The organism is Nonomuraea sp. B208 (genome assembly GCF_057536035.1).
Map to the genome: position 1 here is coordinate 295,564 of NZ_BAAJOU010000021.1, position 18,331 is coordinate 313,894.

Consider the following 18,331-nt stretch of genomic DNA (forward strand, 5'->3'; position numbering starts at 1 on the left):
GCGCTATGTCGGAAACATCACAGCCTGCCCCTCCCGCTGACAACCTGGTGACCACCTCCCATTCCCTCCCCTCCGGCCAGACCTACACCGCCGTGACCGGCACGATGGTGCTGCGCGAGGAGGTGTTCACCGAAGGCAGGTTCGACGGGCTCCGGCCGAAGGCCGAGGTGTTCGTGACGGCGTACACGCTGGACGGCGCCGACCCCGCGAGCCGGCCCGTCACCTTCGCCTTCAACGGCGGGCCCGGCTCGTCCAGCGTGTGGCTGCACCTCGGCGTGCTGGGGCCGCGCCGGGTGGTGATGGGCGACGCGGGAGCGCTGCTGCCGCCCCCGTACGGGCTGGCCGACAACGAGGAAACCCTGCTCGCGGTGAGCGACCTCGTCTTCATCGACCCGGTCTCCACCGGCTACTCGCGGGCCGCCGAAGGGGAGAAGGCGGAGCCGTACCACGGCTTCACCGGCGACCTGGAGTCCGTCGGCGAGATCATCCGGCTCTGGACCACCAGGAACGGGCGCTGGATGTCGCCGAAGTTCCTGGCCGGCGAGTCGTACGGCACGGTCAGGGCGGCCGGCCTCGCCGACCACCTGCAGTCGCGCTACGGCATGTACCTCAACGGCGTCATGCTGATCTCCTCGGTGCTCGACTTCATCACCGGCGAGTTCAACCAGGGCAACGACCTCGCCTACGCCCTCTACCTGCCGACCTACGCCGCCATCGCCCACTACCACGGGCTGCACGGCGACCGGCCGCTCGCCGACGTGCTGCGCGAGGCAGAGGAGTACGCCGCCCGCGACTACCTGTGGGCGCTGGCCCGCGGCGCCCGCCTCACCCCGGAGGAGCGCGCCGCCGCCGTCGCGAAGATCGCCGCGCTGACCGGGCTGAGCGAGGACTACGTCGACCGGGTGGACCTGCGCGTCGAGCACATCAGGTTCTTCACCGAGCTGCTGCGCTCGCGCCGCCAGGTCGTCGGGCGGCTCGACGGCCGCTTCGTCGGCTGGGACCCCGACTCCGGGCGCGAGCACTTCACGGCCGACCCCAGCATGAACGCGATCATGGGGCCGTACAGCGCCGCGCTCAACCACTACCTGCGGACCGAGCTGGACTACGCGAACGACCTGCCGTACGAGCTGCTCACCTCGCGGGTGCGGCCGTGGTCGTACAAGGAGTTCGAGGGCGCGCACGTGCAGGTCGTCGACAAGCTGGCGGCGGCCATGCGGGCCAACCCGCACCTGCGGGTGCACGTGGCCTGCGGCTACCACGACGGCGCGACGCCGTACTTCGCGGCCGAGCACAGCTTCGCGCACCTGCCGGTGCCGCCCGAGCTGGCGGGCAACGTCGAGTTCGCCTACTACGAGGCCGGGCACATGATGTACGTCCACGAGCCCAGCCGGCTGCGCCAGTCAGCCGACCTGGCCGCTTTCGTGCGCGGCGAGAACGGCTGAGGCCCGCCGCAGCCGGTACGCCAGATCGGCGCGGAGCGCGGCGAAGCGGGCGGCGTTGTCGCGGACGAGCGCCCGCTGCAGCGCCGCGTCGGCCGCGTGCCAGGCGGCGACCAGGCCCGAGGACCATTTGCACCGCGTGTCGGCGACCGCGGTCCGTTTCTCGTCCTCGGTGACGGCCGGCTCGTCGAGGTTCCAGCGGCTGTCGGTGAGGGCCGCCTCGGGCGAGGCGTAGTCGTGGCCGGCCCGGCTCATGCACGCCCGCCAGCGGCCGGCCGCCGCGACCACCTCGGGAGCCTTGGCGGAGCGCTCCAGCGTGAGCACGTCCTGGCGGGAGAGCCACGGCCAGTCCGCCTTGCGCGCGCCGCGCTCCAGGACGAGCGAGGCCCGGTCCAGGCAGCCGCGCCGCTCGCCGGCGCCGTACAGGTGGCTCTGCGTGGCGGCGGGCAGCTCGGCCCAGGTGGCGGTCGTGTCGGGGGACGGCGGGCGGGCGAGGTGGTAGCCGTAGTGGCCGGCCGCCGCGGTGTCGGTGACGCCGTAGCGGCGGGAGTTGCCCGGGTCGAGCGCGGCGATGAGCGCCGCGTCCTCCGCGGGCGGCTCGACGGTGACGCCCCGCTCGCGCATGCACCGCGCCACCAGCAGGTTGTGCGCGTTCCCCAGCGTGGCCCGCTGCTCGGGGGTGGTCTTGTACGCGTCGAAGGGCAGCGTCAGCGGCGTGGTGGTGCTCGCCGGTGCGGCCGGCTCCTCCGCCCCGCAGGCGGTCACGGCCAGCAGTGACATGCCTGCGAGAAGAGCGCGACAGCCGGTCCCCAGCGGCCAGTTCCGGGAACCGGCGCCTGCGTTCACGGTCAGCGGCACCAGATGTCGAGCGAGCTGGCGCGGTTGTTGCCGATGGCGTTGTTCTCCAGGAACCCGTCGTTCGAGTTGTGGGTGAAGGTGCTGTGCGCGCCGGTGTAACCCGGGTGCTGCCAGAGCGTGGCGCTGCAACCGACGCGGTTGCGCACCGAGCTGGTGTCGTTGTCGATGCTTCGCCAGGAATTGCTGAAGTCCCAGTTCAGCCAGTTGTTGTCGGCGAAGTTCGCGTCGTCGGCGACGAAGTCGCGCCAGAGGTCGGTCTGCCCGCGGTTGTAGTCGAAGCCCGCGTACAGGCAGACGCGCCCGCCGTAGCAGGTCGAACGGGGGCTGGCCAGCGCGCTCGCGGCCGGGGCGGCCACGGTGAACAGGGCGGCGGCCGCCACGACGAAGCCGGCGGCCTTTTTGCTGAGCCTCACGAGGGTCTCTCCTTCTGTCGGGTGGGTTGTCGCGACCACCCAATCGCGGGAGTGACCTGTGAGTTCTCGGCGTTGACGCAATTCTTGCCATTCAGGAAAGGAAAAACGCCTATTCGGGGAGCGCGGCCGGGTTCTGCGCCAGCAGGCCGCCGTCCACGCGGTGCTCGGCCCCGGTGATGAACGACGAGCGCGGCCCGGCGAGGAAGGCGACCAGCTCGGCCACCTCCTCCGCCCGCCCCACCCGGCCCAGCGGATGCGCCCGCCCCCACTGCCGGACCTGCTCGTCCTGCGACAGCTCGCCCCGCCAGAGGTCGGCCGCCCAGCGCAGCATCGGCGTGTCCACCGACCCCGGGCACACCACGTTGACCCGGATGCCGTCGGCGGCGTGGTCGAGCGCCATGGCCCTGGTCAGGCCGTTGATCGCGGCCTTGCTCGCGGTGTAGGCCGCCACCTGGGCCTGGGAGGAGAACGCCTGCACCGACGACATGAGCACGATCGAGCCGCCGCCGCGCTCCCTGAGCCGGGGGACGGCGGCCTTGCAGGTGAGGTAGACGCCCTTGAGGTTGATGTCCAGGACCTCGTCCCAGACCTCCTCGGGGGTGTCCTCGACGGTGCCGTAGCGCTGCACGCCCGCGCAGGTCACCACGACGTCGAGCCCGCCGAACCTGGACACGGCCAGCTCCACCAGGTCGCGCATCTGGTCGGCGCGCCGCACGTCGGCGACCCGGCCGACGACCCGCTCACCGTCGAGCTCGGCGCCCTGGTCCACGCCGCAGAACACCACGGACGCGCCTCCGGCGGCCAGCCGGTCGACCACCGCCCGCCCGATCCCCGTCGAGCCGCCCGTGACCAGCGCCACCTTGCCGTCGAACTCGCTCACGCCAGCACCTCCGCGCGCATCCGCAACCTCTTCGTCTCGTGGGGGCCGAGGGCGAGGGCCGTCCCGTTGGCCACCGCGGCGGCGAGGCCGTCGGTCGGCAGACTGGAGAACGGTTCGAGGCCCACCGTGTACGCCCGTCCCCACCAGGGGTAGCCGGTGGACGCGCCCAGCTCCTGCCACATCCACAGGTAGGGGAGGAGCGTGGCATCCCACTCCACCCGCATGCCGATATTTTCGGAAATTTCGTACCAGCCTGTGTCGCCGAAGCCCGTCACGTACACGACGTCGCTCGGCGACCCCGGCTCCTGCACCACGCTCAGATCCGTCACCCCGCCCGCGTCGGCGGGGACCAGCGGCCACTCCCACGGCCCGCCCGCGCGCACCCGCCGCCCGCCGGGGGCGATCGCGCTCGCGTGCGGGATCACCCGCACGCCCTCCGGCAGCCTGATCCTGGCCCCCGGGCGCAGGAACGGCCGGCCGTACACGATGTGCTGACCCCACATGGCGTGCAGCGGGACCGGGGAGTCGTTCGTGGCCGCCCCCTCGACCTCCAGCGCGGCCGTGCCCGCCCGCAGCCGGAGCACCTTCTCCATCCGGTACGGCAGCCGCCGCGTCCGCACCGCGAGCCGGACCGCGACCTCGTCCTCGCGGTCGGCGACGATCTCGTACGACCACGGCAGCCCCGCGACCTCCCCGTGCTGGGCCAGCCGCGCGCCCTCGTACTCGCTGGGCGCGCCGCCGTTCGGGAAGACCTCCTGCCAGCCGCCCTCGTAGTGGTCCACGAACTGGGCGACGTCGTCGGCCGCGCCCTGGAGGTGGTCGCGCGGGCTGCGCAGGCCCTGCGGCGAGAGCCAGACGAAGTCGGTGTCGGTGGGCTTGTGCAGGAACTCCACCACGTCCCCGCCCTTGTCGGGGACGACGGTCACCCGCAACCGCTCGTTCTCCAGCACGACGGCCCGCATGCCGTCCAGCACGACCTCCCGCAGCCGAGCCCCCCAGTTGCGCCTCACCTGAAGGTCACGTCCAGGAAGCGGGGACGGTAGATGGTGACGTCGCGGTAGTGGTCGGTGTTGACGAAGCTGTTCACGTTGTACGACACCACGAGCCCGTCCCCCGCCACGTCGGGATGGGCGTGGGCGTTGTAGGTGAAGATGTTCCCGCCGGTCTCGGGCGTCGTGTAGACGTGCTGCCTGCCGGTGAACGGCCCGGCGGGGGAGCACGAGGTGTAGGCCACGATGTTGGGGCTCAGCGGCTCGGACGTGTCATGCGTGATCAGGACATATGAGGATCCGACCTTGGTGACGCTGTACTCGTTCGCCACCCCGCTCATGATCCGCGCCGAGTCGGTCTCGTTCCGCGACCACGTGCCCTCCGCCGTCAGGAACTCCCACGTCCCCAGCAGGCTCTGCCCCCGCACCCGCGCCAGGTGCATGTACTTCGGCGAGCCCAGGTCCTCGACCCCGTACACGTAGGTGTAACCGCCGTCCTTGAGCGTGGCGGAGGCCCAGGCGACGCCGTGCCCCGAGGGCAGGTCGTGCACGCTGATCGGCCGCTCCAGCCGCCCGGGGGCGAACCTGGCGACCACGTTGCGGTGCCAGCGCCAGTCCCACGCGCCGGTGCCGAAGCGCTCGTACTCCTGATAGGTGGCCTCGACGATGCCGCCCGCCAGCGTCGCGTCGCCGGCCCAGTACCAGTGGTTCTCGTCGCGCGGCGGCATCACGGCCGTCGGCTTGGCGGCGGTGCCGTCGTGGATGGTGGACAGGCGGCCGTCGCGCTCGACGGCGAAGGAGTTGTTGAGGAAGACCGTCGTGCCGCCCTCCTCGACCACCGGCGGGCGCGAGCCGTCCGCGTTGACCTGGCCGAGGAAGGTGTCGGAGAAGATCCACAGCTCCTTGCCGCTCGGCAGGCGGAGCGAGTAGGTGCCGTCGGCGCCGGTCCAGTCGTCCAGGCGGCTGTTGTCGTTGCCGTACGCGGTGAACAGATCGGTCAGCCGGGCGTCCGTGGTCGCGCCGGCGACCACGGCGGGGGTGCAGGCGGCGGGGGGCGCGGCGGCGGCCGGGAGCGGCACCGCCGTGAACCCGAGCAACGCGATGGCCAGGGGTGCGAGGGCGGGACGGAATCGCGTCATGGTGGTTCCTAGGGGGGTGAGGTTCCCTACAGTTCTAGTCATTAGATCACTTGCTGTCCAGGGTCCCCTGGCTTCTCCCGAGTAGCTGCTAGCTTTGTGCGCTTTGACAGGAAAAGTTGGTGAGGTTGACTCGATGCGGCGATTGATGTGGTTGGTGGGGTTCTGGGCGATGGCGGGGTGCTCAGTCCTGCCAGGGATCGGGCCGAAGACGCAGGCCCCGACCGCATCGCCCACCAGCACGCCGGCAGCCTCGGCCGGACCTGGCACGCCCGAGGGGATCGCCGCGTTCCTGGCGGACTACGTCAAGCGCAACAACGCCGCCAACAAGGCCATGAGCGCCAAACTGCTGGCGGGCTACGAGGGCGGCTCCAGCCTCGCCATCGACAAGGCGGGCTACCTCTCCCAGCTCAAGCTCGGCGACCGCGACCACGAGCCGTTCGGCTACACCCAGCCCAACCCCACCGCGGCGGCCGTCAAGGGAGGTGGCTGGTTCGTGACCACGGCGTACTGGAAGGGCAAGAAGGAAACCGCCAAGGAGCCGACGTACCTGCTGTTCGCCCGCGACGGCGAGTCGTGGCTGCAGATGTACGCCCCCGACGTCTTCAGCGACCAGGCCGTGGACGAACTCCCCGAGATCGCGAAGGACGCCTCGGGAGCGGCCGTGGAAGTGGCCCAGGCCGATGCCGCCGGGCTGATGATGTCGCCCGCCGCGTTCGCCAGGAGCTACGCCGCCCACCTGGTCGGCAAGGGCGACGCGGCGTCCAAGAGCCGCTTCGCCGCCGACCGGCTCACCACCGGCGCCGCGAGCACCCGCATCAAGATGGCCCCGTACGCCAAGCTCACCGAGAGCGCCCGCCCGGCCGCCGCGTATCCCTCCTACGCCGTGCGCACGGCCGACGGCGGAGCGCTCGCCTTCACCACCGTCGAACGGACCCGGCGCTATGACGTACGCCAGGGGCCGCAGCGCAACTACGTCCAGCAGAAGAACAGCGGGTTCCTGCCCGGCAAGTACTACACGTACATGAAGTTCACCGAGCTGATCCAGATCGTCGCCCACATCCCGCCGAAGACGGCCGGGCCCGGCCAGGTCGAGGTGATCGGTTCCTACAGTGGCATCACGTCGGGCCGTGGCCGCTAGCGCGGCGAGATCGTGCCTTTCACGGCCCTTTTCTGATCTTCGCCCACTAGGGTGTTGACTCCGCGAAACACCCCGAGTGGAGGTCACATGCCGTTGAGCCGTCGCGGTCTGCTCACGATCGGCGCGGGACTCGCCGCGACCGTCGCCGCGGGCACGTCGCGTGCCTCGGCCGCCGCCGGCCGCTTCGACCTGGCCGCGCCCGCCACCCAGCTCATCTGGAAGAAGGCCCTGTACGACGAGACCGTGCTGCAGTCGTTCGCCTTCGACAACCCGAAGGGGCACATCTACGCCGTCCAGCTCAAGAACGGCGCCGCCTCGGCCGCGGTCGGCGACCTCTGCCTGACCAGGCTCAGCCTGTCCGGCGCGGTGCTCGGACACATGTATCTCAAGGGCTTCGGCCACGGGGTGCAGATCGGCGTCGAGTCCCCGGGCGTCCTCTGGACGGAGACCGACGCCGCGCCCGACAGCTCGGGCGCCATGTGGGGCAGGCGACTGGCCCGCTTCTCCTTCGCCGACGGGCGCACGCTGACGCCGTCCTCCTCCGGCGTCACCACGTACACGCTGATCCCCGGCGCGACCAACACCACCTGCGCGATCGACCCCTCGACCGGCCGCCTGGTCATGCGCTACCTGCTCGGCGGCCAGATGCGGTACGCGGTCTACGCGCTGTCGGCCGTCAAGGCGGGCGGGAAGGACAAGCTGTACGACGTCGCGCAGCCGTCCGGGCTCGGCGTCTTCCAGGGCTACGCCGCCTACGGCGACCATCTCTACCTGCTGGACGGCACCGCCTACAGCGCCTCCAACCCCGCGCCGGGCAACACCTACATCACCTGCGTCGACCTGCGTACCGGGGAGCAGGTGCAACGCTCGCTCACCCAGGCCGGCAAGTCGCTCGACTACCGCGAGCCCGAGGGCATGGCGATCCAGATCGTCTCGGGCGCTCCCCGGCTGTGCCTGGGCCTCGCCTCCGGGGCGTCGGGGGCGCGCAGGGCGAGCATCTTCTACAAGAGCGCGCTCGTGTAGAAAAATCGGATGCGAGGGGCGGAAGCGCCCGGATAGCCTGCGCGGGTGGGCCACGTCGAAGTAGGACATCTGACATACGTGCTGCCCGACGGGCGCCCTCTGCTCAACGACGTCTCCTTCCGCATCGGCGAAGGCGTCAAGGCGGCACTCGTCGGGCCCAACGGCGCGGGCAAGACGACGTTGCTGCGCCTGATCGCCGGCGACCTCCAGCCGGTGGACGGCTCGGTCACGAGCTCCGGCGGTCTCGGCGTGATGCGCCAGTTCATCGGCAGCGTGCGCGACGGCAGCGGGGTGCGCGAGCTGCTGCTCGGCGTCGCGCCGCCGGCCGTGCGGCAGGCCGCCGAGCGGCTCGACGCGGCCGAGCTGGCGATGATGGAGCGCGACGACGAGAAGACGCAGATGCGTTACGCGCAGGCCATCGCCGACTACACCGACGCGGGCGGCTACGAGATCGAGGTGCTCTGGGACACCTGCACGGTGGCGGCGCTCGGGGTGCCGTACGAGCGGGTGAAATACCGGGACGTGGCGACGCTGTCCGGCGGCGAGCAGAAGCGGCTCGTGCTGGAGGCGCTGCTGCGCGGCCCCGACCAGACCCTGCTGCTCGACGAGCCCGACAACTACCTCGACGTGCCCGGCAAGGAGTGGCTGGAGCAGCAGCTCAGGGAGACGCCGAAGACGGTGCTGCTGGTCAGCCACGACCGCCAGCTCCTCGCCAACGCCGCCGACCGGATCGTCACGGTCGAGTCCGGCGGGGTGTGGATCCACGGCGGCGGCTTCGGGACGTACGCCGAGGCGCGCAAGGCCCGCAACGAGCGCCTGGACGAGCTGCGCCGGCGCTGGGACGAGGAGCACGCCAAGCTCAAGGCCCTGGTCAACATGTTGAAGAACAAGGCCAGGTACAACGACGGCATGGCCCCCGCCTACCACGCGGCCCAGACGCGGCTGCGCAGGTTCGAGGAGGCGGGCCCGCCCGAGGTGGCCCCCGCCGAGCAGAACATCCGCATGCGGCTGCGCGGCGGACGCACCGGCAAGCGCGCGGTGATCTGCGAGCGGCTGGAGCTGACCGGGCTCATGCGCCCGTTCGACCTGGAGGTCTGGTACGGCGAGCGGGTCGCGGTGCTCGGCTCCAACGGCTCGGGCAAGTCCCACTTCCTGCGCCTGGTCGCCGGTGAGCCGGTCGCGCACGAGGGCGTGGCCCGGCTGGGCGCCCGCGTGGTGCCCGGCCACTTCGCCCAGACCCACGCCCGGCCCGACCTGAGAGGCCGCACCCCGGTCGAGATCGTCATGACCGAGCACGCCCGGCTCAAGAACGAGGCCATGAAGGCCCTCGCCCGCTACGAGCTGGCCGGCCGGGTCGCCGAGCAGCGTTTCGAGACGCTGTCCGGCGGCCAGCAGGCCCGGCTGCAGATCCTGCTGCTGGAGCTGTCCGGGGCGACGCTGCTGCTGCTCGACGAGCCGACCGACAACCTCGACCTGGCCAGCGCCGAGGCGCTGCAGGCGGGGCTCGACGCCTTCGACGGCACGGTGCTGGCGGTCACCCACGACCGCTGGTTCGCCGCCGACTTCGACCGCTACCTCGTCTTCGGCTCCGACGGCAACGTCTACGAGTCGCCGCAGCCGGTGTGGGACGAGACCAGGGTGGCGCGCCCGCGTTAAAGAGTTGGTACGGCTGGCGCGTGTCACCGCCGGCCGTGCCCATGCGCGGGTTATCACGGCAAAGTGATCCCACGCAGCCGAACCGTCAGCCTTCTCGCACTCGGGGCGATCTGCCTCGCGGGGTGCTCCAGCGAGAAGCAGCCCGTGCAGGAGCTCAAGCCTCTCGCGCTCAAGGAACAGGTCTCGACCATCGCCAAGTCGGCGGACGGGTACGCCGTCAGCTGGGCCGGCGTGCTCAGCAACGCCAACCCGTGGCACTTCGGCGAGCACGTGGTGGCCACGATCGTCGGCCAGGACGCCAAGGGCGCGGAGGTCGTCCGGCTGGACCAGCCGCTCGACGCCGTGCCGCCGGGCGGGACGCTGGAGTTCACCGGCCAGGCGACCGCCGCCGAGCGGCCCGCCAAGGTGTCGATCCAGTACCGTCCGGCGCAGTGGCGGGAGGCGGCGCGGGTTCCGTCCGCGTTTCAGCGGTTTCCCGTCACGCGGGTGCAGACAATGCGCCAGAAAGACGGTTCCTACCTCATTACGGGATATGTGGGGAATCCGTACCAGCTGGTGGCCGGAAGTCTGGTGGTGAACGCGCTGCTGCGCGACAAGGCGGGCAAATTGCTCGGCGGCGGCAGCACGTTCGTGGACGACGTCAAAGCCGGCAGCCCGCCCCGCTTCATCCTGACCGTCTCGGGGCTGCCTCGCGGCACCGACGTGGCCAGGACCGACGTCACGGCCCGTACGTGGGGCTCCACCGGGCGGCCCTTCGAGGACCTGGCTTTGGCCGGGGCCGTGCCGGTGCACACGGTGAAGCCGACGACCGAGCCGTTCGCGGAGGATCGGCGCACGCAAATCATTGCGGATACTCAGCAATAGATACCGAAAAATCGGCATGTAATTCTTGGTGGTAGCGCGACAAGCGATGCCATCGGCGCGGAAACGGTAGAACTATTAGTTACCAATCCATTACCCTCGGTCATATGAACGACCGCAACCTGGTGGAAGCCCTTCGCGCCCGCGATCCCGGAGCCCCAGCCGTGCTCTACGACGCGTACGCGGAGGGCGTCTACCGCTACTGCCGGTCCCTCCTCCGCGACGCGGACGCCGCCCAGGTGGCGCTCCGCGACGCGCTCATCGCCGCCGAGGCACACGCCGAAGCCCTGGCCGAGCCCGCCCGGCTGCGGTCCTGGCTGTACGCCCTGGCCCGCGCCGAATGCCTCCGCCGCCGCACCGCCACCACCCGCACCCCACCCTCCTCGACCCCGCCCAGCTCCGGCGCGGCCGGCTCGGGAGCGGCAGGTTCGAGGGCGGCCAGCTTGGGGGCGGCCGGCTCCGGCTCGCCTGACTCCGGGGCGGCGGGCTCAGGCTCGCCCGGCTCCACCCCTCCCTCATCGGGCTCGCCGGGCTCCGCCTCGTCGGGCGCCGGTCCGCGATCCCCAGGTTCACCCGCCCCCGTCCCACCCGCCCCCGTCCCACCCGCCGCCGGCGCGTCCGCCTCTGGCGCACCAGGCGCCGGCGAGCCCGACGCCGAGTGGGCGCCGGACGCCGAGTGGCCCTTGGACGAGCTGCCGGACGGCCCCGGGGACTCGCGGCTGCAGATCATGGCGTGGGACGCCGTGCACAGCCTGCCGCCCGCCGACCGCGAGCTGCTGGAGCTGACCATCCAGCACGAGCTGCCGGACGCCGAGCTGGCCCTGGTGCTCGGCATCCCCGGCCGCCAGGTCGAGCCCGCGCGCGAGGCCGCGCTCCGCCGCCTGCGTGACGCCATCACCGTCGAACTCCTCGCCGGCCAGGACCCGGGCGACTGCCCGCGCCGGGCCGCCATCCTGAGGGGCTTCTCCGGCCGCCTGACCACGGAGAAGCGCGAGCGGCTGGTCCGCCACCTGTCGGAGTGCGCGATCTGCGCCCCGCGCCGGGGCCGGCAGGTCGCCGCGGCCAAGGTCTTCGAGCTGCTCCCGAAGCCGGAGCTGCCCGACGCGCTGCGGCTGCGGGTGCTGAGCTGCTTCGCCGACCCCGAGCTCGCGCCCTACCGCCGGTACGTCGCCCGCCGCACCTCGCGCCTGGGCGTCGCCGGGTTTCCCCTCCCCCAGAAGAAGGCGGCTCGGCGGTGGCCGAGGGCGCTGGCGTGCCTCCTGGCGGCGGTCGGGGCCGTGGTGGCGATAGCGGTCATCCTCCAGGGGCTCGGCCGCGACGGCGTCGTCTCGGACGTGGCGACGGCCGCGTTCCCGCCCGCGGGCGAGCCGCCCGCCGTACGTCTGCCCTGGCAGGATCGCCCCGAGGACGCTCCCGTGACCGTGGAGCCCGTCGCGAACGCCACGGGCATCCCGGCGGCGGCCGAGCCGGCCGCCGTCGTCACGCGCTCCGCGCCGACCGGCCGTCCCCCTGCCGCCGGCGACCCGACGGAGCCGAAAGCCGGTCCGCCAGACCGTCGGCCCGGCGATCCCGCCGCCGCCGAGCCGCCGAGCCCGATCGATCCCGGCGATCCACAAAATCCCGGCAATCCCCGTGACCCCGGCAATCCGCACGGCCCTCGCGGCCCGATCCCGGGCAGCTCGGCCACGCCCTCGCACCACGGCCGGCCCGACCGCCCCTGCCGGGGCCGCTTCCGCCCGCACTGCCTCCCGCCGCGGCCGACCCCGACGGTCACCGAGGCGCCGACGCAGCCTCCGACACAGGAGCCGACCACGCCGCCGACCACGGCACCGCCCGCGTCCTCGCCCGAGCCGCCGACCGCGCCGACCGCGCCGACCGCGACAGCCACCGCCGAGGAGCCGTCGGCCACGACCCCGTGACCCGGGCCGCTCCGTCACGTTACGTGAGCGAAACAGGTGGGAATCGTGTGCATAGAGTCACCATTGTTTCCGGGGGGACCTATGCGCACGATTCGGGCCACGCTGCTGACGGGCTGCCTCCTGGTGGCCCTGTGCCCGGCCGCCCACCCCGAGCCGCGCCCCGGCACCCACGACCTGCGTAAGGCCCGCCAGACCGTACGCGAACGTTCCCTCGCCCTCGCCACCACCAGCGCCAGGCTGGCCACGGCGCAGTCCCGGCTCGCCACCCTGGCCGCCCACGTGGAGCGGCTGGTCGAGGCCTACAACGGCCAGCTGGTGAGCCTGCGCGCCGCCGAGGAGAAGGCCCGCGACACCCAGGCCCGCCTGGCCGCCGCCGACGCCGAGGTCGAACGGGCCAGGCAGCCGGTCGCGCTGCTCGCCGCCGAGGCGTACGGCGGACTCGGCATGCTGGGCCCGATCCTCGGCCTGCTCACCGACCACGGCGACGACGAGGGCGCGCTGCACCGCGCGAGCGTGCTCGGCCAGCTCAGCGGCGAGCGGGCGGCGATGCTCGCGAGGCTCCGCGACGCCCAGCAGGTGGCCGCGATCCTGCGGACGCAGGCGGCGGAGGCGCAGGCGGAGCAGCAGGTCATGGCCGAACGCGCCCGCGCGGCGAAGGACGCCGCCAGGGAGGCGGTGGAGAGCCAGCGCCGTGAGACGACGGCGTTGCGGGCCCGCGAGCACCGCCTGCAGCGCCGGGTGGACGCCGCCCGCACCCGTGCCGACCTGCTGGCCAGGCGACGGGCGGTGGCCGCCTCGGCCGCCGGGCTGATGACCGGCGGCTCGGCGATGGGCGACGTGGCGGCCGACTGGGCGCTCACCCAGCTCGGCAAGCCGTACGTGTGGGCGGCCGACGGCCCCGCGACCTTCGACTGCTCGGGCCTGACCATGCGCGCGTGGGAGCGGGCCGGCGTCGCGCTCGACCACTGGACGGGCACCCAGTGGACGGCCGGCCCGCACGTCCCGCTCGACCAGCTACGCCGCGGCGACCTGCTGTTCTTCGCGCACGTGACGAGCGACCCGAGCACGATCCACCATGTCGGGATCTATGTGGGCCGCGGCCTGATGGTGCACGCCCCGCAGACCGGCGACGTGGTGCGGGTGGCCTCCATCTGGCGGGGGGACCTGGTGGGCGCCACCAGGCCCCTGTGAACACGCACTATGAGCGTGTCAGTGATGCCCGCCGGACTCCTTGAGCCGCTGGAAGGAGCGCTCGATCTCGGCCTCGGCCTCGGCGCGGCCCACCCAGTTGGCGCCCTCGACGGACTTGCCGGGCTCCAGGTCCTTGTAGACCTCGAAGAAGTGCTGGATCTCCAGCCGGTCGAACTCCGACACGTGATGGATGTCCTGGATGTGGTGCATCCGCGGGTCGGTGGACGGCACGCACAGGACCTTGTCGTCGCCGCCCTTCTCGTCGGTCATCCGGAACATGCCCACCGCCCGGCACGTGATGTAGCAACCGGGGAACGTCGGCTCCTGGAGCAGCACCAGGGCGTCCAGCGGGTCGCCGTCCTCGCCCAGGGTGTTCTCGATGAAGCCGTAGTCGGCGGGGTACTGCGTGGAGGTGAACAGGAGCCGGTCGAGCCTGATCTTCCCGGTTTCGTGGTCCACTTCGTACTTGTTCCGTTGCCCCTTGGGAATCTCAACGACAACGTCGAACTCCACCGCGGTTCCTCCGCTCAAGCCCCCGGGCACCCCCGGACGGGCGTTAATGTCTCTAGGCGAACACAGGAGAGAGGGCAGACGTGGCGCGGCACGACCGGTTGGTGATGCTGGCCACCCTCGCCGTGCTCCAGGTGCTGACGGTCGTCACCGGCGTGTACGCGATGACCACCGACTTCAGCCTGGGCGCGCTGACGAGGCAGACGTCACCGACCGAGCCGACGGCGTCCCCGCCGGAAGGGTCTCCTCCTCCCGCCCCCGTGGTCACCTCGGGGCCGGTGCTGGCCGGGCTTTCGGTGAAGTCAGGAGGCGGACCTCTCCCGACCAAGGGTACTTTGACGCGACAGCTCACCGACGCGCTGGGTGACGAAGCGCTCGGAAAACGGGTGGGCGCCGTGGTCCTCGACGCGGCCACCGGCGAGCGGATCTTCGCGGCCGGCGCCGACACCCCGATCACCCCCGCCTCCACCACCAAGATCGTCACCTGCGTAGCGGCGCTCGCCTCGCTGGGCCCCGACGCCCGGCTGTCCACCCGCGTGGTGCAGGGCGCGGATCCCGACGCGGTGGTGCTCGTCGGCGGCGGCGACCCGCTGCTGGCCGGCCCGTCGGCCCGGCAGGGCGGCTACCCGAAGCAGGCGAGCCTCGCCACCCTGGCCTCCCGTACGGCCGCCGCGCTCAAGGCCCGCAACGTGAAGAAGGTCACCCTCACCTACGACACGTCGCTCTACACCGGCCCCGCCACGGCCCCCGGCTGGAAGCCCGGCTACATCCCCGAGGGCAACGTGGCCCCCGTCCACGCGCTCGCCATCGACGAGGGCCGCCAGAACCCGCGCTCCAACACCCCGCGCGTGTCCGACCCGCCCGCCCACGCCGCCGCGGCCTTCGCCCGGCTGCTGCGCGGGAAGGGCGTCACGGTGGCCAAGTCGGTCCGGCCGGGCAAGGCCCCCGCCGGGGCCGCCGAGCTGGGCCGGGTCGACTCGGCGCCCGTCTACGCGCTGGTCGAGCACACCCTGACGCACAGCGACAACGACCTGGCCGAGGCCCTCGCCCGGCACGTGGCGATCAAGGAGGGGCAGCCCGCGTCGTTCGACGGCGGGACGAAGGCGATCATCGCGGTGCTCCAGCGGCTCGGCGCCGCCCAGGGGGTCGCGCTGTCCGACGCCAGCGGCCTGTCCATCCGCAACCGCATCAGCGCCGCCGCCCTCGCCAAGCTGGTGGCCATGGCGGGCTCGCCGGCCTCGCCCGGCCTGCACGCGGTCGCCTCCGGCATGCCGATCGCGGGGTTCTCCGGCACGCTCGGCAACGGCCGCCGCTTCACCGGCCGCGACAGCCGCGGCCAGGTGGGCCTCGTACGCGCCAAGACCGGCACGCTCAACAACGTCAACACCCTGGCCGGGCTGGCCACGACGAAGGACGGCCGGCTGGTCACCTTCGCCTTCCTGGCCGACCAGGTGCCGGTCAACGCCGAGCCCGTGCTCGACCGGCTCGCGGCCATCGTCGCGCGGTCTTGACCGGAAGCACGTACGGTGGACGGTATGCAGGTGATCGACTGGGATCTGGCCGTCACGACCGGCACGCGCCTCGTGCGCCCCGGTCCTCAAGTGAGCCGGGAGGAGGCCAGGCAGGCCGTCACCGAGCTCCGCACCCTGTCGCGTGAGGCAGAGGGCCACGTACGCGAGTTCACGAAGATCCACACGGAGACCGCGCCGCAGCCGGCGACCATCGTGGACCGGCCCGGCTGGATCAGGGCCAACGTCGAGGGCTTCCGCGTGGTGCTCGAACCACTGACCCAGCGCGTGGGCAACAGCCCCAACCCGCCGCCCGCCATCGTCACCGCCGTGGGCTCGCGGATCACCGGCGTCGAGGTCGGCGCGGTGCTGGCCTTCCTCGCCTCGCGCGTGCTCGGCCAGTACGAGCTGTTCCTGCCGCCCGACCCGACCGGTCAGGAGCCGGCCGGGCGGCTGACGCTCGTCGCGCCCAACATCGTCCACGCCGAGCGCGAGATGGGCGTCGACCCGCACGACTTCCGGCTGTGGGTGTGCCTGCACGAGGAGACCCACCGCGTGCAGTTCACCGGCGTGCCCTGGCTGCGCGAATACGTCCGCTCGCAGATGACCGAGTTCCTGCTGGCCTCCGACCTCGACCTGCCCACGCTGCTCGAACGCCTGCGCGGCGCCGCCGACACGGTCGCCGACGTGGTGCGGGGCGGTGAGGGCAACCTCATCGACGTCATCCAGTCGCCCGCCCAGAAGGCCATTCTCGACCGCCTCACGGCCGTGATGACCCTCGTGGAGGGGCACGGCGACTACGTGATGGACGCCGTCGGCCCGTCCGTGGTGCCGTCGGTGGCCGAGATCCGCGGCAAGTTCGCCCATCGCCGCGAGGGCGGCTCCCGCCTCGACCGCACCGTCCGCCGGCTGCTCGGCATCGAGGTCAAGATGAAGCAGTACGCCGAGGGCTCGGCCTTCGTGCGCACGGTCGTCGGCCGCGTCGGCATGGACGGCTTCAACAAGATCTGGACCAGCGCCGAGACCCTGCCCACCACCCAGGAGATCGCCGACCCCGGCCTGTGGATCAACCGGGTGATCGACACTCCGGCCCTGCCCGCCTGACCTCGGAGCGGCCAGGACCCGCGACAATGACGGTCGTGGGCCCACATCCAGCCGTAGCCGACGTCCGCAGAGCCGTACGGGAGGCGCTCGCCGACCTGCCGCCCGAGGCCCTGGTGCTGGCGGCGTGCAGCGGCGGGGCCGACTCCACCGCGCTGGCCGCCGCGCTGGCGTTCACCGCCCCGCGGGCCGGGCTGCGCGGCGGGCTGCTCACCGTCGACCACCGGCTCCAGGAGGGGTCGGGCGAGCGGGCGCGAGCGGTCGCCGCCCAGGGCGCGCGGCTGGGCCTCGACCCCGCGGAGGTGCTCACCGTCACGGTGGGCACGGCGGGCGGTCCCGAGGCCGCGGCCAGGGAGGCCCGTTACGCCGCGCTCGCCGCGGCCGCCGACCGGCACGGCGCCGCGGCCGTGCTGCTCGGCCACACCAGGGACGACCAGGCCGAGACCGTGCTGCTCGGGCTGGCCAGGGGGAGCGGGCCGCGCTCGCTGTCCGGGATGGCCGCGCGGGCGGGTCTCTACCGCCGCCCCTTCCTCGACCTGCCCCGGGCCACCACCGTGGCCGCCTGCCGGGCGCTCGGGCTCGACCCCTGGGACGACCCCCACAACGACGACCTCCGCTACACCCGGGTCCGCGTCCGCCGCCGGGTGCTGCCCGTGCTGGAGGAGGAGCTCGGGCCGGGGGTGGCGGACGCGCTCGCGCGTACCGCGAGGATGGCCCGCGAGGACGCCGACGCGCTCGACGCCTGGGCCGACGCGGCCTACCGGGATTGCGCTCTTAGCGATATCGCCGGATCCGTCACCCTCTCGGTGGCGGAGCTGGAGCGGCTGCCGGACGCCGTCAGGCGGCGGGTGCTGCGCCGGGCGGCCATCGCCGCGGGAGCGCCGTCCGGGGCGCTCTCCGCGACGCACGTGCTGGCCGTGGACCGGCTGGTCACCCGCTGGCGCGGGCAGAAGCCCGCCGATCTGCCCGGGGGTCTGAGCGCCGCACGGCGGTATGGCACCCTGATACTCGCCAAGAGTCCCCACGCGTAAGGAACCACAGGTGGACGCTGCCGACATGGGCAATGACCTGGAAAAAGTGCTCATCTCCGAGGACGACCTCCAGGCCAGGATCAAAGAGCTGGCCGGGCGCATCGACGACGATTACGCGGGCAAGGACGTTCTGCTCGTGGGCGTGCTCAAGGGCGCCGTCATGGTGATGGCCGACCTGGCCAGGGCCTTGCACGTGCCCGTGCAGATGGACTGGATGGCGGTGTCGTCCTACGGCGCGGGCACCAAGTCGTCCGGGGTGGTCCGCGTGCTGAAAGACCTGGACACCGACATCTTGAACCGCCATGTGCTGATCGTCGAGGACATCATCGACTCCGGGCTGACGCTGCACTGGCTGCTGGAAAACCTGAAGTCGCGCAATCCCGCCTCGCTGGAGATCTGCACCGCGCTGCGCAAACCGGACGCCGTGAAGGTGCCCATCGACGTCAAATACGTCGGCTTCGACATTCCCAGCGAGTTCGTCATCGGTTATGGGCTCGACTACGCCGAGCGTTACCGCAACCTGCCGTTCATCGGCACTCTCGCGCCCCACGTTTACCGTTAGAACGTTAAGCGTTCTCTCTTGCCACGGCCGGGAACATCGCGCAACGTGACGTACGTTGATAGGGCAAGGCCGGTGTAGCGGGCGGTCCCTCCGCCCGCTCTGCCGGTGTACCT

17 protein-coding genes are annotated in these 18,331 nt (G+C 72.2%); 11 read left to right on the top strand and 6 right to left on the bottom strand.

Features of this window, described 5'->3' with window-relative positions; all coding sequences use genetic code 11:
- Positions 1–5: 5 nt before the first annotated feature.
- Positions 6–1,442 (top strand): S10 family peptidase, encoded by a 1,437-nt coding sequence (locus tag AC27IY_RS18310; protein ID WP_487178653.1) that lies wholly within the window; start codon positions 6–8, stop codon positions 1,440–1,442.
- Here the strand turns inward: AC27IY_RS18310 and AC27IY_RS18315 are convergent.
- The 5 genes from AC27IY_RS18315 to AC27IY_RS18335 form a co-directional block, all read right to left on the bottom strand.
- Positions 1,401–2,219 carry a hypothetical protein gene (locus AC27IY_RS18315; protein WP_487178654.1) on the bottom strand — a complete coding sequence of 273 codons (819 nt, stop codon included), beginning with the start codon at positions 2,217–2,219 and terminating at the stop codon, positions 1,401–1,403. The genes AC27IY_RS18310 and AC27IY_RS18315 overlap by 42 nt on opposite strands.
- 68 nt (positions 2,220–2,287) lie before the next feature.
- Complete coding sequence (locus AC27IY_RS18320) at positions 2,288–2,710, bottom strand: peptidase inhibitor family I36 protein (RefSeq protein ID WP_344213629.1); 423 nt, start codon at positions 2,708–2,710, stop codon at positions 2,288–2,290.
- A 109-nt stretch (positions 2,711–2,819) separates the two neighbouring features.
- Positions 2,820–3,590 carry an SDR family NAD(P)-dependent oxidoreductase gene (locus AC27IY_RS18325; protein WP_423451957.1) on the bottom strand — a complete coding sequence of 257 codons (771 nt, stop codon included), beginning with the start codon at positions 3,588–3,590 and terminating at the stop codon, positions 2,820–2,822.
- Entirely contained in the window at positions 3,587–4,600 is a 1,014-nt protein-coding gene (locus tag AC27IY_RS18330; RefSeq protein ID WP_487178656.1) for a DUF4432 family protein, read from the bottom strand. The genes AC27IY_RS18325 and AC27IY_RS18330 overlap by 4 nt, the downstream gene beginning before the upstream one ends.
- A complete protein-coding gene (locus AC27IY_RS18335) occupies positions 4,597–5,718 on the bottom strand; it encodes a glycoside hydrolase family 183 protein (protein ID WP_487178657.1) in 1,122 nt (373 codons plus the stop codon). Before AC27IY_RS18335 ends, AC27IY_RS18330 begins: the two co-directional genes overlap by 4 nt.
- Before the next feature lie 133 nt (positions 5,719–5,851).
- Here AC27IY_RS18335 and AC27IY_RS18340 point away from each other — a divergent pair, with 133 nt between their 5' ends.
- From AC27IY_RS18340 to AC27IY_RS18365, 6 genes are all read left to right on the top strand, one after another.
- Positions 5,852–6,856 (top strand): DUF8094 domain-containing protein, encoded by a 1,005-nt coding sequence (locus AC27IY_RS18340; RefSeq protein ID WP_487178658.1) that lies wholly within the window; start codon positions 5,852–5,854, stop codon positions 6,854–6,856.
- 87 nt (positions 6,857–6,943) lie between these two features.
- The gene (locus AC27IY_RS18345) at positions 6,944–7,879 is read left to right on the top strand and encodes a phage baseplate protein (protein WP_487178659.1); all 936 of its coding nucleotides are present in this window, start codon (positions 6,944–6,946) and stop codon (positions 7,877–7,879) included.
- A gap of 45 nt (positions 7,880–7,924) precedes the next feature.
- Positions 7,925–9,535: an ABC-F family ATP-binding cassette domain-containing protein gene (locus AC27IY_RS18350; RefSeq protein WP_344213617.1), complete on the top strand. Its 1,611-nt coding sequence runs from the start codon at positions 7,925–7,927 to the stop codon at positions 9,533–9,535.
- Between the two features lie 144 nt (positions 9,536–9,679).
- Positions 9,680–10,399: a hypothetical protein gene (locus AC27IY_RS18355; protein WP_364460638.1), complete on the top strand. Its 720-nt coding sequence runs from the start codon at positions 9,680–9,682 to the stop codon at positions 10,397–10,399.
- 104 nt (positions 10,400–10,503) lie between these two features.
- Positions 10,504–12,315 (top strand): hypothetical protein, encoded by a 1,812-nt coding sequence (locus AC27IY_RS18360; RefSeq protein WP_487178660.1) that lies wholly within the window; start codon positions 10,504–10,506, stop codon positions 12,313–12,315.
- Between the two features lie 81 nt (positions 12,316–12,396).
- Positions 12,397–13,506, top strand: coding sequence for a C40 family peptidase (locus AC27IY_RS18365; RefSeq protein WP_487178661.1), 1,110 nt, complete (start codon positions 12,397–12,399; stop codon positions 13,504–13,506).
- A gap of 18 nt (positions 13,507–13,524) precedes the next feature.
- Here AC27IY_RS18365 and AC27IY_RS18370 read toward each other — a convergent pair whose 3' ends face one another.
- Complete coding sequence (locus AC27IY_RS18370) at positions 13,525–14,019, bottom strand: inorganic diphosphatase (RefSeq protein ID WP_091081296.1); 495 nt, start codon at positions 14,017–14,019, stop codon at positions 13,525–13,527.
- Between the two features lie 80 nt (positions 14,020–14,099).
- On the opposite strand from AC27IY_RS18370, the gene dacB reads away from it, so the two are divergent.
- The 4 genes from dacB to hpt are packed head-to-tail and all read left to right on the top strand — an operon-like array spanning position 14,100 to position 18,218.
- On the top strand, positions 14,100–15,527 hold the full coding sequence (gene dacB / locus AC27IY_RS18375) for a D-alanyl-D-alanine carboxypeptidase/D-alanyl-D-alanine endopeptidase (RefSeq protein ID WP_487178662.1): 1,428 nt from the start codon (positions 14,100–14,102) through the stop codon (positions 15,525–15,527).
- Positions 15,528–15,551: 24 nt separating this feature from the next.
- Positions 15,552–16,628 carry a zinc-dependent metalloprotease gene (locus tag AC27IY_RS18380; protein WP_364460625.1) on the top strand — a complete coding sequence of 359 codons (1,077 nt, stop codon included), beginning with the start codon at positions 15,552–15,554 and terminating at the stop codon, positions 16,626–16,628.
- Positions 16,629–16,654: 26 nt separating this feature from the next.
- Positions 16,655–17,656 carry a tRNA lysidine(34) synthetase TilS gene (tilS, locus tag AC27IY_RS18385; RefSeq protein WP_423477437.1) on the top strand — a complete coding sequence of 334 codons (1,002 nt, stop codon included), beginning with the start codon at positions 16,655–16,657 and terminating at the stop codon, positions 17,654–17,656.
- 10 nt (positions 17,657–17,666) lie between these two features.
- Positions 17,667–18,218 (top strand): hypoxanthine phosphoribosyltransferase, encoded by a 552-nt coding sequence (hpt, locus tag AC27IY_RS18390; RefSeq protein WP_329588489.1) that lies wholly within the window; start codon positions 17,667–17,669, stop codon positions 18,216–18,218.
- Positions 18,219–18,331 lie beyond the last annotated feature (113 nt).

Excerpts from the sequence above, each read along its gene's own strand:
- tilS (WP_423477437.1), top strand. The coding sequence starts at position 16,655 with ATGACGGTCGTGGGCCCACATCCAGCCGTAGCCGACGTCCGCAGAGCC.
- AC27IY_RS18360 (WP_487178660.1), top strand. The coding sequence starts at position 10,504 with ATGAACGACCGCAACCTGGTGGAAGCCCTTCGCGCCCGCGATCCCGGA.
- AC27IY_RS18380 (WP_364460625.1), top strand. The coding sequence starts at position 15,552 with ATGCAGGTGATCGACTGGGATCTGGCCGTCACGACCGGCACGCGCCTC.
- AC27IY_RS18315 (WP_487178654.1), bottom strand. The coding sequence starts at position 2,219 with ATGTCACTGCTGGCCGTGACCGCCTGCGGGGCGGAGGAGCCGGCCGCA.
- AC27IY_RS18365 (WP_487178661.1), top strand. The coding sequence starts at position 12,397 with ATGCGCACGATTCGGGCCACGCTGCTGACGGGCTGCCTCCTGGTGGCC.
- AC27IY_RS18310 (WP_487178653.1), top strand. The coding sequence starts at position 6 with ATGTCGGAAACATCACAGCCTGCCCCTCCCGCTGACAACCTGGTGACC.
- AC27IY_RS18340 (WP_487178658.1), top strand. The coding sequence starts at position 5,852 with ATGCGGCGATTGATGTGGTTGGTGGGGTTCTGGGCGATGGCGGGGTGC.
- AC27IY_RS18335 (WP_487178657.1), bottom strand. The coding sequence starts at position 5,718 with ATGACGCGATTCCGTCCCGCCCTCGCACCCCTGGCCATCGCGTTGCTC.
- AC27IY_RS18345 (WP_487178659.1), top strand. The coding sequence starts at position 6,944 with ATGCCGTTGAGCCGTCGCGGTCTGCTCACGATCGGCGCGGGACTCGCC.